The sequence below is a fragment of the Cupriavidus sp. 01L45 genome (assembly GCF_056399885.1).
This window is the reverse complement of sequence record NZ_JBFTSG010000066.1, coordinates 18,176-33,430: the sequence shown is the minus strand read 5'-3', so window position 1 is coordinate 33,430 and position 15,255 is coordinate 18,176. Positions and strand designations below refer to the sequence as shown.

Genomic DNA, 15,255 nt, shown 5'->3' with positions numbered 1-15,255 from the left:
CCGTCGAAGCAGACGTTGGCTTGATCCGTCCGCAGCCGTTCTGTCACATGGCGGAACGTGTATGGGCGTCGGCTCACGAAGCGTCCTGCGCCCAGCGTTCCACCAAATCAGCGGGAATCGCCTGAAATACTTCATCGAAGCGCTTGCCTGTCAGCCGTTCGGCTTGCTTGAGTAGCAGCGCCACGGGGCTGCTCGGTTCATGGTGCTCGAACCATAGTCGCGCTGCGCGAATGCCGGAGAGGGCGGCACCTCGATCGACTGGGAAGTCGGCCGATCTGGGGGCGGTCGTGGTGACTTCCGCGATAGCGGCAGTACCGTTGCCATTCCACACGTCGGCTACGCTTTCCGGGTGCAATTCAGCGGACGGCATGGCGTTGGGCTCGGCCACGGCCGGGGCAATCGCGGGTTCGGCAGTGTTTGCCACCGTGCCCAGCAGTTTCAATAGCGGCTGCAGATCAGGCCGTTCGTCCGGGAGGTTGTCGCTGGCCCAGGCGTCAATGGCCGATGCGATTCCCGCGGCCTCCTCGAGCGCCACCAGGGTAGCGCTGTGCGCCACGCGCATATCCTTCAGCTGCTGGCGCACCGATTCCGATGGCAGGGCATCGGGCGTTCGTGGCACGGCGAGCGAACGCTCCACGTCCCGAATCTGTAGCCGCAGCGCGCCGTTGGCCATGATCGGCAGATCCCGCACGTCTTGCATTAACCCTGCCGGATCGGCGAGCGCAGCTAGCGCATTGGCGCGCAAGGCGAGATCGGCCTCACCCTCGACCACGCGTTGTGGATGGATTGCGTCAGGCCATTTCGTCAGCAGTTGCGCCAACAGTGCCAGGCCATCCCGCAGGCCTGCAGCGTGATCCATCCGGGCCCGGCAGCGCAGCAACAGCACCAGGATGCGAATATCACGCGTGCGCAGCAGCAGGCGCCGGCAGTCACGCTCCAGCTCCGTCCAGCTAACCGCCTCCGGCGCACTGACAAAGTCCCCGTATTGGGCGTCCGGTTTCGGCGCCGCCTTGGCCAGGAGCACAACGAACTCAGGGTCATACTCCAGATCGTCCCCGCAAGGTTTCTCTTTGGTGATGGCTTCCATCAGCTCCGGAAAGCGAGTGGACGTGTTGGCCGAAGGCGTGATCTTGGATTTGGCAGTCATCTCAGTGCAGTGGGTGGATGGTAGCGATTTGCGTGCCATAGCCGGATGTCGGAATGTCTCCGGCCGCTCTGGCGGCTCTGGCCAGGCTGGCGCACGACAGTGGTCTTGGGAAGCACTCCTAGTTGAGGCGCGGAAACCATTCCGACATCGGTGGCATACGCGGCGGCATCCGCTCGGCTTCGGCCTGGTTGCGCTTGCCTCTGGCTTCGCTGATGCGTCGCTCGTTATCGCGTGCCACCTGGTCCCGAACGATCTTGTCTCCCGCATTGCCGAAGTAGATGCGGCGGAACTTCGCGATGCCGTAGCCATTGGTCTGAAACTCTGGCATGCCGAATCCGATGAAGCCCGCCATCGAGTCATGCACGTGGGCATCGAGGAAGCTGGCGATCGCCTGCGGTACCGCGCCATCTTGCAGGACCTCCAGGAGTCGGGTCATGTCCCGTTCGGGCGCCTGCGCATCGTGTACCTCGGGGTACATGTTTTGGGAGAGCCATTCGCGCCATCTCGCGAGCACTGCGGGCGCCTGCCTGGCTATCGCGCCAGCCTCCGCCTGGAGCGAGTCATCGACCAACGGGCGCGATCGCGCAAACTTCAGCAATCTGGCACCAGGGGCCGGGCGAAACGGGCTATCGAGCACTTCGCCTTCCCGCTCGGCTTCCCAGTTGTTGACCCTCATTCTCCATTCAAGCTTGCGGCAGGACTCCGCAACTACCTGAATCAGTGCGCGCTGTGTGTGCAGAAGCCAGGTCGGCTCGTCCTTGAAGTCGTCGCCCTGGTCGTGATTGGGCTTGCCACACGCGCGCTGATACTGCGGCGAACCGCGGAACCCCGCCTCCAGCAACTGCCAGCGATGGCTGAAGTACCAGCGCATATGCTGCCGGGTCATGTCCTCCAGCGTGCCGGCCTTGATGTTGGCAGCCAGGTAGTAGGCCTTGACGGCGTCGACGGCAGATTGCGATGGTGTCAGCGCATCGAATACCTTCTTTTGACCCTTCTCAATCAGTTGCTGCTCTGTATAGAAGGGCACGCCTGCCACAAGCGCGGCGCGATACATCTCGAAGCCAGGCACACGAGCCAATTGCAGGTCGTGGTGTGGGCCCACTGCATTCCAGTCGGCCTTGCCCAGGCACAGCGGCATGTAGCCCCCACCGATGTCCGAGTGCGAGCCGGGAAACACAAACTCCTTGCAGTTCGGGGGATACTTTCCATTGATTCGGACCGAATCGGAGGGGAAACACGCGCGCACCTCGTGGCCAGCGACCAGGTGCAGGCATTGCTCCACGGCCGGATGAACCTGCATGTTGTCGTCGGCCCAGCTTTGGCGCCCTTCCGCAAAAGAGTAAAGTCCGGCAATACCTACTGATGCCACCGTGTCGAAAATCCCGAGGAACTGTACGTGCAGCGGAATGCCGGCGAAGCGCCAACCTCCGTCCACCTTCTCGCAGATTTCGTAGAGCCAGTTGACGAAGGCGCGGGCTTCCGCTGCCCCGCGCGAAAAGCCAAACACGCTGAGGTTGATCTGCAGGATTTGCGGCTTGCGTCCACGAATCGCAGCCTTGAGCCGGTCCTGCCAGGTCTGCTTCAATGCCCACCGCCGCTGCCAACCCGAAGAGCCAACGCCGCCCAGGCCGGAGGTCATCGCCTTGGCTTGGTCGTCGGGGATCAGGTCGTCGCCACGTTGATACCGATGAACGGCATTGAAGATGCGGGTCAGTCCCCAAATGATGCGCGGCTCGCCGCCCCAGGCAGCTGCGGAGCCAAACTTGCCACCGTCGTCGCCTATTTCCCTGAATGGGGTACCGACTCCGGGGATGTAGTAGGCATAGTAGGCATTGGTCCCAACTTTCTTGCGGTCGGGATAGGCGTGATACAGACGCACCACGTTGCTGTGTTTCTGGTGGCGCGGGTCTTGTTCGTGCTTCTTGTAGTCTTCATCCTCGTTGTTGCCGGTGCCATCGAAGAACAGCCCGACGAACAAGCTGCCAGAGCAGGAGGGCGTCCTAGGATCTCCGGTGGCTCTGCACATGGCATGGCTTCGCTGCAGTTGCTCCCGGTCGGACAATGCCCGCCCACGTGTCAGGTCTGGATTCAGGGCAAAATCGATCTCTGTCATTTCTTGTGTTGATCCTCGTAGTAGTTTCGTGCCCAGTCCTCATTGAGGGTCCATGGGGCCCAGTCTTTCTGCGGCAAGGGGTTGGCAGGATGGCCAAGGCTGTACCTGGACACGACGATCTTGACGCGATGTTCTGGGTAGAAATGCACCTGGACCGCGCCCCGGTTCTGAGGGGTGTATTCCGGTATCTCCAGCTCGGTCTCGTGAGCGCTGTCGTCACCGGAGCCATATTCCCATCGAATCTTTGCTTTCATCCCGGGTCGCCAGCGTTTAGGGATTTCAACGCAACAGGAATACTTGCCCCCACCGCTTTCGGGAAATAGGCTGGGGCCACTCGCGCCGTTGACCGTAAACCAGAAGATGGCGCGATTCTCCATGTGGTCGTATCCTGTGACCTCCACCGGGATCATGTCGTCGGTACATCCGCCAAGCGGCAATAACAACAGCAGCACGGATGACAACAGCACCGCACGGAGCCTTGCACGGCCACACTTGCTTAGTAGATGCATGGATAGAACGCCTCGGAATTGGTAATGGAGATCCCCCGCAAAGCGTGGATTCGCCGCCTTTTTTCCCGGTCGGACAATGCCCGCCCACGTGTCAGGTCTGGATTCAGGGCAAACTCGATCGCTGTCATTTCTTGTGTTGATCCTCGTGGTAGTTTCGTGCCCAGTCCTCATTGAGGGTCCATGGGGCCCAGTCTTTCTGCGGCAAGGGATTGGCAGGATGGCCAAGGCTGTACCTGGACACGACGATCTTGACGCGATGTTCTGGGTAGAAATGCACCTGGACCGCGCCCCGGTTTTGCGCCGTATACTTAGGTATCGCTACCTCGGCTTCGCGAGGGCTGTCGTCACCGGAGCCATATTCCCAGCGGATCTTTGCTTTCATGCCAGGTCGCCAGCGTTTAGGGATTTCAATGCAGCAGTTGAAGCTGCCACCACCGCCACCCGGACCCAGATTCGGCCCACCCGCGCCGTTGACGGTGAAGCTGACGATGGCGCGCTTGTCCATGTGGTTGTATCCCGTTACCTCCACCGGGATCATGTCGTCGGTACAGCCGCCGAGCCGCAACAACAAGAACAGCACTGACGACAACAGCACCGCACGGAGGCTCGCACGGCCACACTTGCCTAGAAGACGCATGGATCGAACTCCTCGGAATTGGGAATGGCGATTTCGCGTGGAAGCCTTGCTGCTGCCAGCAAACATGATCAGTGCTTCGCATACTGCTCGGGCTCGAACACCATGCCCGTGATGGCACGGGTGCGGTCCGGCTCACCCAGCCAGGTGGACCAGCCCAGGCCCTCTGCCGAGCCAAGAACGGCCGGTGGAGCGGAGTCCGGAATCACCTGAAGTTCGACCTCCCAGACGAACTCGTATCCGACGAACGAGCGCACCCATTCGATCAGCAACGGCAGATCTCGCCCGTTGGGCGTGAAATTCAGATACCGCTGCAGGCTGAGTGGCCCGATCACCAGACGGAACTTGTGCTGGCGGTCGGACACCTTCTCACCAAGCATGGCACCCTGTCCCATCACGCTGGGCGCGCCCGGGCGGCCGAGGTGGGAGTGTTCCGCCGGGTCGATGGCGATCCAGTGCAGCACGAATTCTTCGAGCCTGACCGGCACGCCGAAGAAATGCGCCAGCGTGGCGGCGATGCCATCCGGGTTGCGGGCTTCACGCACATGGTGCGCGCTGGCCGCCAGACGGGCATGGGAGGGGAGGGGGCCGGCGATTTCGCCGGCTTCGCTGCCTGCAAGCCATCCGATGTAGCGGGAGAACACCTCATCATCCCGGCGATCCAGCCCCGCCGCGGATTGCCCGTGTGCCCATGCCTGGTAGAACTGGGTGAGCGCGCGGTGGTGGAACAGGTCAAGGAAATCGGCGGTGGTCCTGTCCCGGTGCGCCTCGCTGCGCTCGCGGACGATTTCCGTGAAGTGGATCGGCAGGGCGCCGTTCGGCCCCAGCATGCCCAGACCGAACAACTGAATCTTGAGCCCGGTTGGCGTTTGCTGGAGCTGGGCGATCTCGCGCGGCGCAAAGGTGAGGGAGGCTTGCTGGCCGATCCGGAAATGTTCGTCGCCTGGCCGCTGCGCTTGTCCGATCGGCGGCAAGTCCGGGCGATGGGCGGCCAACTGGCGCAGCAGTCCAAGGAAGCTCAGCTTCCACGGCGCCTGACCAGCATACTGCGCGGGTGGTGCAAGTGCGCTGGCTGGTGGCGGCGCATTGTCATCGATTCCCCGATACATGGCTATACCGCGCTACGGGTGCCCATACGGGCCGGCCAGCGATGAACCAGACCACGCTGGATTGAGGTCATCTCGGTTTCCGTGAAGGAATTTACCGACACATGACGAGCGAGAAAATGTTCCAGGACGACACCGAACAGGTAGGGGCTGATGCCAGAGAAGCCGGTTTCGTCAACCGTCAACTGGCACTGAATGCCGCGTCCGTAGATGATCGGCCCGTTGTCCGGAAGCCGGCGCGTGACCGGCCTGACTTTGGAGCCGATCAGGCTGTCAACCTGACGTTGTTGTGCTGTGTTCTCGCTTGCCACGAACAGACGCAACATGTCCCGCAGGCCCTGGCCGCCTTGGCGATGGTCAAGATCGGTCAACGACAGATAGTTGAACCCGAGTTGCCGGATCAGGCGCCAGGCCATCTCTCCCTCGGCGAACGGCGCACGCGGTGCGGAAGGGGGGCGGATGAGGCCGACGCTGGCGACGGGCACGGAATCGGGTGCTTGCAGGTCCTTTCGGCCATTACGGGGCACCAGGTTGGAAAGGTCGCGGTTGGTGACCAGTGCCTCGACGGACAGGTGCCGCAGGACGTCGGGATAGGGGGCTTCGTTCTGATCCACCAGTGAAAGGAACACTTCGCTACCGGTGTAGGCGGTACGGGTACCGTACTTGCGCGCATGGGTGGACAGCACCCGCCGCTCCCGCCGCATGGAGAAGTAGCGGCCGTGATTTCCTTCGTCGCCGTTGAGGGTGGCGAAGAGGGGGCGAAAGTCGATAGCCTCGCTGTGCTCCGCTTTCTGGCCGAAGATCTTCTGGACCGAGTAGATCTCGAAGTCCAGGGGCGACGTGCGATCCGGCACCATGTGAAACTCGGTTCGTCCCGGGTGAATCTCGATGCGGTCGGTCCGCTTCGGGAAGAGATTCACCACGGGCGCGCAGTACAGTGCAAACTGGCCCGCATCGACGTGGGCGGCCGGATTGCCCGGCGGCTTCGAAAGCAGCAGGACAATTTCGGCTTCCGCGCCATCGATCCTGGCGAGCCCGGGCGCCAGGCCGTTGAGTCTGAAGAAGTAGAAACGCTGAGGACACGCGAAGTACTCATGCACGAGGTTGTGCCCGTGGAATTTGTTCCACGCAAGCGGCAGGGCACTTTCTCCGGGGGCGAACCCAAGCAAGGAAACAGCATCCTTGCTGACTGCGGAGGGCTTGTTGCCCATATCCCCGGGTTGACCGATCAGGGAGACGGTGCCGGCGCTATGCACGAGTTCCAGCAGATGGCTGGCGATGTGTTCATCGCCACGAAGGTAGACGGCCAGTGAGTCTACCGACGGAAGCTGGGCAAAGGTCGTGTCACGGTTGATGCGCAGCCGCAGGCGCAAGGCGCCCTGCACGGTGACGTGCGCGGGCACGTAGCGCTCCAGGCCCGGGATGTCGGGCGGGATGCCGGTGAGCCTTGCCTCGACTATCTCGAATGGCCAGAGTTGCACATCCTGCGTGGTGCGGAACTCGCACGCCGTCGACTCGCCATCTGGAATGCCCGCCTTGAGGGTTGTCCAGCGGGGAACCACGACGCCACGGGCAAAGTCTCCTTCTTTCTCACTGGGGTGGAACTGGGCGACCGCGATTGCCGGCGTGGGCGCCACATAGTTGGGATAGACAACTTCCAGCAGGCGTTGCGTGAAACGGGGAAACTCCGCATCCAGCTTGATCTGGGTTCGCGCGGACAGGAAGCAAAAGGCTTCGATCAAACGCTCGACATAKGGATCGGCCACCTCGTGTCCGTGCATGCCCAGCCGTTTCGCAACCTTGGGGTGCTGGCTGGCGAATTCACCAGCCAGCTCGCGCATGTAGACGAGCTCCTGGTTGTAGTACTCAAGAAGTTGCGGGTCCATGGTGTCAGGTGGCGTGGATGGATTTGACGCTGATCCGGCTGGTTTCCAGATCGAGTGAACTCTGCGCGGTGAACGCCATTGGATAGGGATCCATGTGGATCAGCCCGCGGATCTCGAAGAGCAGGACGTTGTAGCGGTGTGGCGCATCCTCCTTCTCCAGCGGCGCTACTGCCAAGGTGCCTGGAATGAGCCGTGGTTCGAAATCAAGGATGGCGCGCTTGATGATGTCGACGATGTCGCTCCACTTGTGCTCGGACAGGTAGGTGCCCGCTACGGCAGGAACCCCGTAGTTGAGCGTTGAACTTGCCACGGCCCGATAGCGATTGCGATCCATCTCATCTTCGCGATTGGTCGTGTTGAGCAGATAGGTCAGGTCGCGCTGGACGATCTCGCGCATCTGAGCGCGCGTGAAGGTGTACTCGTCGGCGCGTTCCGTTTGCCGATGCGGGGCTTCGTCGCGCAGACGATCAAACAAAGTCGGCAGCAGGTGCGCATGTGGGCGGCGCGGTGCGCGGCGGTCAGTCATGGATGCCACCAAGAGTCAGCATGGCAGTCTCCAGCAGAGGGACGTCGCCGGCGTCGGTCATCCAGGTTTTTTGACCAAGGCCCATCACCCCGGTCTCGCCAGCTTCGCTCCAGGTGGTTTCTCGCGCCATGCGAATGGCGTCGCGGCCAAGCTCTGAATCCGGATACCGAACCGGGATGAAGCCGCGTGCGATGGACCCGTCGACGAGGGTCACGGTGGCCGGTCGCCATAGCAGATCCAGCAGCCCCGCTGGGGCGCGCATGTGCAACGTCCGCATCTGCGAAAACGGCAGCCAGGTGTAGCGGCCGGCGACGACTAGTTCGCAGGTGGGGCCTAAGCGAGTGTCGGTGTCGGTGATCCATGCGAAAGGTTGCCCGTCATGGCTCCCAGGCGTGTCCGACACATCGGAGAACGCGAGATTCCGGTTGCGGTCCGCGCCGGAAATATCGCAGGCCTCGGCCAGGGCAAGCGCCACGTGTAGCCGCTCGAGCCACCCGGGCGCAGGCAGCAAGTAAGCGGGTTCGCGCGCTCCCGAGAAGACCGCCTTGCGGAACGCTTCCATCCGGACCAGGTCGCGATAAGCGTGCGCGGTCTGTGCGAAGTCCGGTGCCAACTGGGCGGCAACCTGCAACTGCCTGAGCGCGCGCGGCCAGTCACCGACCACGCACAGCCATTGGAAGAGGCCCCACCTCGCGTCGAAGCTGCCGGGCTGCTTGCGCACGCCAGCCTCTGTTGCGGCCAGCGCGTCCGCGATGGATCCGGCCTCGCCGAGAACGCTACCGATGGCACCGAAGGCACGCGTCGTGTTATTGGCCGCCATGACCGCGCTCTCCGGCAGGTGAAGTTTGTGGCGATGCGGGTGCCGGACGATAGGCGCTATCCATCGAGACAAGGTGATGTTCGCGCCGGGTCAACTCGGCGGTGACGTCGCGGCGCCGCGTCGGCACGATATTTCCCGCGAACAGCCACAGCACGTCATTCGATGCGGATGCCGCGGGGAGTTCCAATGCCTCAAGGTTGCCAAGCGGGCCGATGAGTGCGTCGATCGGTAGCCGGCCGGCAAGCCCATGCAGGAGCGACGAGTCTGCCCTGGCATCTGCGGCCAGGGCATCGAGCGGCTGCTCGACTGCAATGGCAGGCGCGGACCTGCTTGTGAGGCACTGGCTGAACGGGCTCACGTAATTCGGATCGCGCAGGGCCGCCTCACCTTCCTGCACCAATGCGTCGAGCACATCATCGCGCTTCGCGCCCGCTGCCGGCGCGGGCTCTGGTTCGATGCAGGCGGGACGAAGCATGGCGAACGGGTCGGGCACCGAGGTCGGAGGCGTCACCTCAGCGGCCTGCCGTGGCCACACTTCGCCCATGGTGTCACCGATGCCCGACCGGAACGTTCTCGACGGCGACAGGTTCAAGAGCTTTTCCAGCTCGTCCATTGCATCTCCTCGGTGGCGGGCGGGCCGGAGCCCCATCCAAAGAGCCAGAATGATAATCGCAAATCGTTACCGAATAAAATGTAAATTAATTGTTAAGAATTTTCTTATGAATTCAGATGAGAGTTAAGAATTTTGAAATTCAATTTAATACTTGTCCTATTGACTGACCGTGAAGAGTTGGAATCCAGCGTTCTCGGAAAATAGGTGTTTACCTGTGACGCGATTTGCTCATATTCTAAAAAAGGAACTAAATTCACATTCTCTTCGGGCTTTGCGTAGCCACCCCATGCAGGCCACTCCATGCAGAAGAGAGCAGAGCAAGGCATCAAATGGACATCTCGCGTCAGGCGCTGTTCGGCCGACTCAATCCCACCCTGTTCCAGGCAATCGAAAGCGCCACTGCCTTTTGCAAGCTGCGCGGCAACCCATATGTGGAACTCGCGCACTGGCTGCATCAGCTGTTGCAGGCGCCTGATGGCGACCTTCAACGGATCCTGCGGCATGCKGGCGCCGACTTGGCCGCACTGGAAGCAGACATGGCCCGGGCGTTGGCGGCGCTGCCGGCTGGCGCCACGTCGATCAGCGACTTCGCGTTCCAGATTGAATCCGCGATCGAGCGAGCCTGGGTGTACGCGACGCTCGCTTTTGCCGATGACCGGGTGCGTGGCGCCTACTTGCTGACTGCGCTGCTCAAGACGCCCGAATTGCGCCGCACGGTCCTGGGGATATCCAGCCAGTTCGCACGCGTGCACGCTGACGGCCTGGTTGAGTCGGTCCCGGCACTGGTCGCGCAGTCGCCGGAGAGCAGGGAAGCTGCCTACGACGATTGCGGGCTGGCACCGGCCACCCCGGGTGAGGCCAGTGGCGCGATGGCGCCCGCGGGCTCGGGCAAATCCGCGTTGGGCCAATACTGCCGGGACATGACCGAGGAGGCTCGCGCTGGCCGACTTGACCCCGTGATCGGGCGCGAGCACGAGATTCGAACCATGACGGATATCCTGCTGCGCCGCCGCCAGAACAATCCATTGCTGACCGGCGAGGCTGGGGTTGGCAAGACCGCCGTCATCGAGGGGTTGGCGCAGGCGATTGCAGCAGGCGAGGTGCCACCGAGCCTGAAAGACATCCGGCTGCTCTGTCTCGACGTGGGGGCGCTGCTGGCCGGTGCCAGCATGAAAGGCGAATTCGAGGCGCGCCTGAAAGGGGTGCTAGAGGAGGCCGCGAAGTCTGTCAAACCAGTGATTCTGTTTGTCGACGAAGTCCACACGCTGGTTGGCGCTGGCGGGCATGCCGGTACGGGGGACGCCGCCAACCTGCTCAAGCCCGCGCTGGCCCGCGGGGCATTGCGCACTATCGGTGCCACCACCTGGAGCGAGTACAAGCGCCATATCGAGAAGGACCCGGCGCTCACGCGCCGCTTCCAGGTTCTGCAGGTCATGGAACCGGAGGAGGCCAAGGCTGTCTCGATGGTGCGGGGGCTGGTCGACACCTTCGAGGCGCACCACCAGGTATGGATCCGCGACGAGGCCGTGCGTGCCGCCGTCAAATTGTCGCATCGCTACATTCCGTCCAGACAGTTGCCCGACAAGGCAATCAGCTTGCTCGATACGGCCTGCGCGCGCGTTGCTTTGTCGCTGCATGCGCCGCCGGCGGTCGTGGACCACCTGCGCCAGCAATTGGCCGCGGCCGAGACCGAGTGCGCGCTGCTTGCCAAGGAGGGCGGATTCGGCAAGCCGGACCTGCGCGCGACTGCTGGCGCGCAGGTCCGGCACGGCCAGATCAAGGCCGATCTGGCGGCGGCCGAGGCGCGCTGGGAAAAGGAGCGGACCCTGGCCGTGGAGCTGGTGACACGCAGGCAAGCACAGTTGCATGCCATCGCGCAAGGCCAGCAGGGCGCAGATGGGGAGCAACCCGGCGAGGCGCTGCCGCTGTCGGAGGCAGAGGCGTCCCTGCGGGCGGCGCAGGCAGGGACGCCGCTTGTCTACACCGAGGTGGATGAGGCTGTGGTAGCCGCGATCGTAGCGGATTGGACGGGCATTCCCGTGGGACGCATGGTCTCCGATGAGGTTGCCGCCGTGATGCAGTTGCCATGCACGCTCGGCGCCCGCGTCATTGGCCAGGACCATGCACTGGAGCAGCTCGGCGAGCGCGTCCAGACCGCCCGCGCGCAACTCACCGATCCCAACAAGCCGGTGGGCGTGTTCCTGCTGGTCGGCCCCTCGGGCGTTGGCAAGACAGAGACCGCGCTGGCGCTGGTGGACGCCCTTTATGGCGGCGAGCAGAACCTCATCACGATCAACCTCTCCGAGTTCCAGGAGGCACACACCGTATCAACCCTCAAGGGTGCGCCGCCGGGCTACGTCGGCTATGGCGAGGGGGGCGTATTGACCGAAGCGGTGCGCCGACGCCCTCACAGCGTGGTGCTGCTCGACGAGGTCGAGAAAGCTCACGCCGATGTGCACGAAGTCTTCTACCAGGTCTTCGACAAGGGCTACATGGAAGACGGGGAAGGGCGCCATATCGACTTCAAGAACACCATCTTGCTGCTGACCAGCAATGCGGGTTCCGATCTGCTGGCGAACCTCTGCGAAGACCCCGCGCTGATGCCCGAGCCGGCCGCCCTGCGGGACGCCCTGATGCCGGAACTTCGTAAAGTGTTTCCGGCGGCATTCCTGGGCCGGCTGGTGGTGGTGCCCTACCTCCCGCTCGCGGCCAGGAACCTCGGCCGGATTGTGCGGGTGCATCTGGATCGCGTGGTGGCACGCATGCACAACCAGCATGGCATCGCGCTCACCTATGGCAGTGCCGTGGTCGACGCCATTGTCGAACGATGCCCGGTTGGCGAGACCGGCGCGCGGCAGCTGATCGGCTTCATCGAGCAGGTCATCCAGCCGCAACTCGCGCGGCTGTGGCTGTCCGCCCTGTCGGAGAAACGCCCGTTGGCTGCCATCGACATCCGACTGCCCGGCAGCGGCAGCGGCTCGCCCGAGCTGACCTATCACGCCGAATACCGTCCGGGCCACGACCCTGTTGGGCCGGCGTATCCCAAAGCCGAAGCGGCCTAGAGCCGTGCGGCACGTCCTTGTAACCCGCTGGGGAGAACCATGTCTGTTGTGAACAGTTCGCAGAAATTTATCGCTCGCAATCGCGCGCCGCGTGTGCAGATCGAGTACGACGTCGAAGTCTATGGCTCGGAGAAGCGCATCGAGTTGCCCTTCGTGATGGGCGTGTTGGCCGACCTGTCGGGCAAGCCGGCCGAGCCGCTGCCGCCGGTAGCCGATCGCAAGTTCCTGGAGATCGATATCGACAACTTCGATGAACGGATGAAAGCCATGAAGCCTCGCATGGCCTTTGCCGTGCCCAATACGCTTTCCGGCGAAGGGCAACTCATGGTTGACATGACGTTCGAGAGCATCGAGGACTTCTCGCCGGCGGCTGTGGCCGGCAAGGTCGACGCCCTCCGGAAACTACTGGAAGCCCGCACGCAGCTCGCCAATCTGCAGACCTACATGGACGGCAAGTCGGGGGCGGAATCGCTGATCAATCAATTGCTGCAAGACCCGGCGCTGCTGCAGTCGCTTGCCAAGGCACCCAAGCCCGAGGCGAATCACGGCGACACCCTGGCGCCGCAGTCCTGACTGGCTCGGCTGCTTGCCTACCTGAACAACCTCATTAAGCAAGGATTCCATGGTTTCCGCCCAACAAAGACAACAACAGGCCGTCGCGACGGCTGAGCATTCGGATTTTGCGGCACTGATCAGCCGCGAGTTCTCTCCCAAGACCGACCAGGCACGCGAAGCGGTCGACCTGGCCGTCAAGACGCTGGCCGAACAGGCGCTGGCCAGCGCGTTCACGATGAGCGACGATGCTTACAAGAGCATCGAGGCCATCATCGGCGCCATCGACAAAAAGCTCTCGGAGCAAATCAATCTGATTTTGCACCACGAGAGCTTCCAGAAGCTGGAGTCTGCCTGGCGCGGCTTGCACCACCTAGTGTCAAACACGGAGACCGACGACAAGCTGCGCATCCGCGTGATGGACGTGTCGAAGGAGGAGTTGCGCCGCACTCTGCGCCGCTACAAGGGCATCGGCTGGGATCAGAGCCCATTCTTCAAGCGCGTCTATGAAGAGGAGTACGGCCAGCTCGGTGGCGAGCCGTACGGCTGCCTGGTCGCCGACTATTACTTTGACCACACGCCGCCCGACGTGGAACTGCTCGGGTCGCTGGCCAAGATCTCGGCCGCCGCCCATGCACCATTCATCGCCGGCGCCTCACCGTCCGTGCTGCAGATGGATTCATGGCAGGAACTGGCCAACCCGCGAGATCTGTCCAAGATCTTCCAGAACCTGGAGTATGCACCGTGGAACGGCCTGCGCAACTCGGAAGACGCGCGCTATGTGGGCCTGGCCATGCCGCGCTTCCTGTCGCGCCTGCCCTATGGCATCAAGACCAACCCGGTCGATGAATTCGATTTCGAGGAAGATACCGATGGCGCCAATCACCGCAAGTACGTGTGGAGCAACGCGGCCTATGCGATGGCGGTCAACATCAACCGCTCGTTCAAGCTCTATGGCTGGTGCACGCTGATCCGCGGCGTGGAAAGCGGCGGTGTCGTGGAAAACCTGCCGTGCCATACCTTCCCGACCGACGATGGCGGCCTCGACATGAAGTGCCCGACGGAGATCGCGATCTCCGATCGTCGCGAGGCCGAGCTGTCGAAGAATGGATTCATTTCCCTGGTGCACCGCAAGAACACCGACTATGCCGCCTTCATCGGCGCGCAGTCCATGCAGAAGCCGGCCGAATACTACGACGCCGACGCAACCGCCAATGCCAATTTGTCGGCTCGCCTGCCTTACCTGTTTGCCTGCTCGCGCTTCGCGCATTACCTGAAGTGCATCGTGCGCGACAAGATCGGTGCCTTCAAGGAGCGCGAGGATATGCAGCGCTGGCTTAACGAATGGATCATGAACTACGTGGACGCGGATCCGGCCAACTCCTCGCAGGAGACCAAGGCCCGCCGTCCGCTGGCCGCCGCCGAGGTGGTGGTCGAGGAAATGGAAGGCAACCCCGGCTACTACAGCGCCAAGTTCTTCCTGCGTCCGCACTTCCAGCTCGAAGGCCTGACGGTGTCGCTGCGCCTGGTGGCCCGCCTGCCGTCGGTCAAGGACGCGGCTTAAGGCTTACCCGCCAAATCCAAACCGAATCCCCACGGACTCTACCGAACGGGCCTGCGACCGGCAGGCTCGGGGGAGCCGCTGTGGTTTTTGTCTGAAGTACCTGTCTTAACGTGAAGGAGCTTTGCAATGGCACAGGACATTTTCCTGAAGATCAATGGCATCGACGGCGAGTCGCAGGACACGTCGCACAAGAATGAGGTCGAGGTACTGGCTTGGGAATGGAGCATCGAGCAGCAGTCCACCATGCACGCAGGCAGCGGCGGCGGTGCCGGCAAGGCGACCGTGTCGGATATGACCTTCGAGCACTTCATCGATCGCGCCTCGCCCAACCTGATGAAGTACTGCCTGACGGGCAAGCACATTAACGAGGCCGTTCTGGTGGTGCGCAAGGCCGGTGGAAATCCGCTCGAGTATCTGAAGCTCACCATGACCGATGTGATCGTCACCTTGGTGAGTCCAAGGGGTTCGGTGGACGACGAAGTGCGCATGCGCGAGAAGGTRGCGTTGTCGTTCTCCAAGGTGAAGCAAGAGTATGTGGTGCAAAACGCCCAGGGCGGCAGCGGCGGTGCCGTGACCGCCGGCTATGACATCAAGGGCAACAAGGAAGCTTGACGGACTCCGTCCATCCGCTCACGGCACTGACGGATGGACGGCAACTTTCGTTTGTCACAGGCGATTGTTGTCACAGGCGATTCGTATTCAAAGCGGTTGTACCCGTTTCAA

General features: G+C 62.5%; 13 protein-coding genes. 4 read left to right on the top strand and 9 right to left on the bottom strand.

Going from position 1 to position 15,255, the window contains the following annotated elements; all coding sequences use genetic code 11:
• Positions 1–73 precede the first annotated feature (73 nt).
• The 9 genes from AC1DT6_RS34280 to AC1DT6_RS34240 all read right to left on the bottom strand — a co-directional run bounded on the left by AC1DT6_RS34280 (position 74) and on the right by AC1DT6_RS34240 (position 9,354).
• A complete protein-coding gene (locus AC1DT6_RS34280) occupies positions 74–1,147 on the bottom strand; it encodes a type VI secretion system protein TssA (RefSeq protein WP_441631828.1) in 1,074 nt (357 codons plus the stop codon).
• 118 nt (positions 1,148–1,265) lie between these two features.
• Positions 1,266–3,260, bottom strand: coding sequence for a T6SS phospholipase effector Tle1-like catalytic domain-containing protein (locus tag AC1DT6_RS34275; RefSeq protein WP_441631826.1), 1,995 nt, complete (start codon positions 3,258–3,260; stop codon positions 1,266–1,268).
• Positions 3,257–3,769, bottom strand: coding sequence for a DUF3304 domain-containing protein (locus tag AC1DT6_RS34270; RefSeq protein ID WP_441631824.1), 513 nt, complete (start codon positions 3,767–3,769; stop codon positions 3,257–3,259). Before AC1DT6_RS34270 ends, AC1DT6_RS34275 begins: the two co-directional genes overlap by 4 nt.
• Before the next feature lie 124 nt (positions 3,770–3,893).
• Positions 3,894–4,406, bottom strand: coding sequence for a DUF3304 domain-containing protein (locus tag AC1DT6_RS34265; protein ID WP_441631822.1), 513 nt, complete (start codon positions 4,404–4,406; stop codon positions 3,894–3,896).
• A 68-nt stretch (positions 4,407–4,474) separates the two neighbouring features.
• Entirely contained in the window at positions 4,475–5,512 is a 1,038-nt protein-coding gene (gene tssG / locus AC1DT6_RS34260; protein WP_441631820.1) for a type VI secretion system baseplate subunit TssG, read from the bottom strand.
• 2 nt (positions 5,513–5,514) lie between these two features.
• Positions 5,515–7,395, bottom strand: a complete 1,881-nt coding sequence (tssF, locus tag AC1DT6_RS34255) for a type VI secretion system baseplate subunit TssF (protein ID WP_477115334.1) — start codon at positions 7,393–7,395, stop codon at positions 5,515–5,517.
• A 4-nt stretch (positions 7,396–7,399) separates the two neighbouring features.
• A complete protein-coding gene (tssE, locus tag AC1DT6_RS34250; protein WP_441631816.1) occupies positions 7,400–7,921 on the bottom strand; it encodes a type VI secretion system baseplate subunit TssE in 522 nt (173 codons plus the stop codon).
• Entirely contained in the window at positions 7,914–8,741 is an 828-nt protein-coding gene (locus AC1DT6_RS34245) for a type VI secretion system accessory protein TagJ (RefSeq protein WP_441631814.1), read from the bottom strand. The genes tssE and AC1DT6_RS34245 overlap by 8 nt, the downstream gene beginning before the upstream one ends.
• Positions 8,728–9,354, bottom strand: a complete 627-nt coding sequence (locus tag AC1DT6_RS34240) for a TagK domain-containing protein (RefSeq protein ID WP_441631812.1) — start codon at positions 9,352–9,354, stop codon at positions 8,728–8,730. The genes AC1DT6_RS34245 and AC1DT6_RS34240 overlap by 14 nt, the downstream gene beginning before the upstream one ends.
• A gap of 329 nt (positions 9,355–9,683) precedes the next feature.
• Here AC1DT6_RS34240 and tssH point away from each other — a divergent pair, with 329 nt between their 5' ends.
• From tssH to AC1DT6_RS34220, 4 genes are all read left to right on the top strand, one after another.
• On the top strand, positions 9,684–12,416 hold the full coding sequence (gene tssH / locus AC1DT6_RS34235; protein ID WP_441631810.1) for a type VI secretion system ATPase TssH: 2,733 nt from the start codon (positions 9,684–9,686) through the stop codon (positions 12,414–12,416).
• Between the two features lie 39 nt (positions 12,417–12,455).
• Positions 12,456–12,989, top strand: a complete 534-nt coding sequence (tssB, locus tag AC1DT6_RS34230; protein ID WP_441631808.1) for a type VI secretion system contractile sheath small subunit — start codon at positions 12,456–12,458, stop codon at positions 12,987–12,989.
• A gap of 49 nt (positions 12,990–13,038) precedes the next feature.
• Entirely contained in the window at positions 13,039–14,532 is a 1,494-nt protein-coding gene (tssC, locus tag AC1DT6_RS34225) for a type VI secretion system contractile sheath large subunit (RefSeq protein ID WP_441631806.1), read from the top strand.
• Positions 14,533–14,658: 126 nt separating this feature from the next.
• A complete protein-coding gene (locus tag AC1DT6_RS34220; protein ID WP_441631804.1) occupies positions 14,659–15,144 on the top strand; it encodes an Hcp family type VI secretion system effector in 486 nt (161 codons plus the stop codon).
• Positions 15,145–15,255: the final 111 nt, after the last annotated feature.

Bases quoted from the DNA above. Each gene is read 5' to 3' on its own strand.
- AC1DT6_RS34280 (WP_441631828.1), bottom strand. From the start codon at position 1,147: ATGACTGCCAAATCCAAGATCACGCCTTCGGCCAACACGTCCACTCGC.
- AC1DT6_RS34275 (WP_441631826.1), bottom strand. From the start codon at position 3,260: ATGACAGAGATCGATTTTGCCCTGAATCCAGACCTGACACGTGGGCGG.
- AC1DT6_RS34270 (WP_441631824.1), bottom strand. From the start codon at position 3,769: ATGCATCTACTAAGCAAGTGTGGCCGTGCAAGGCTCCGTGCGGTGCTG.
- AC1DT6_RS34265 (WP_441631822.1), bottom strand. From the start codon at position 4,406: ATGCGTCTTCTAGGCAAGTGTGGCCGTGCGAGCCTCCGTGCGGTGCTG.
- tssG (WP_441631820.1), bottom strand. From the start codon at position 5,512: ATGTATCGGGGAATCGATGACAATGCGCCGCCACCAGCCAGCGCACTT.
- tssE (WP_441631816.1), bottom strand. From the start codon at position 7,921: ATGACTGACCGCCGCGCACCGCGCCGCCCACATGCGCACCTGCTGCCG.
- AC1DT6_RS34245 (WP_441631814.1), bottom strand. From the start codon at position 8,741: ATGGCGGCCAATAACACGACGCGTGCCTTCGGTGCCATCGGTAGCGTT.
- AC1DT6_RS34240 (WP_441631812.1), bottom strand. From the start codon at position 9,354: ATGGACGAGCTGGAAAAGCTCTTGAACCTGTCGCCGTCGAGAACGTTC.
- tssB (WP_441631808.1), top strand. From the start codon at position 12,456: ATGTCTGTTGTGAACAGTTCGCAGAAATTTATCGCTCGCAATCGCGCG.
- tssC (WP_441631806.1), top strand. From the start codon at position 13,039: ATGGTTTCCGCCCAACAAAGACAACAACAGGCCGTCGCGACGGCTGAG.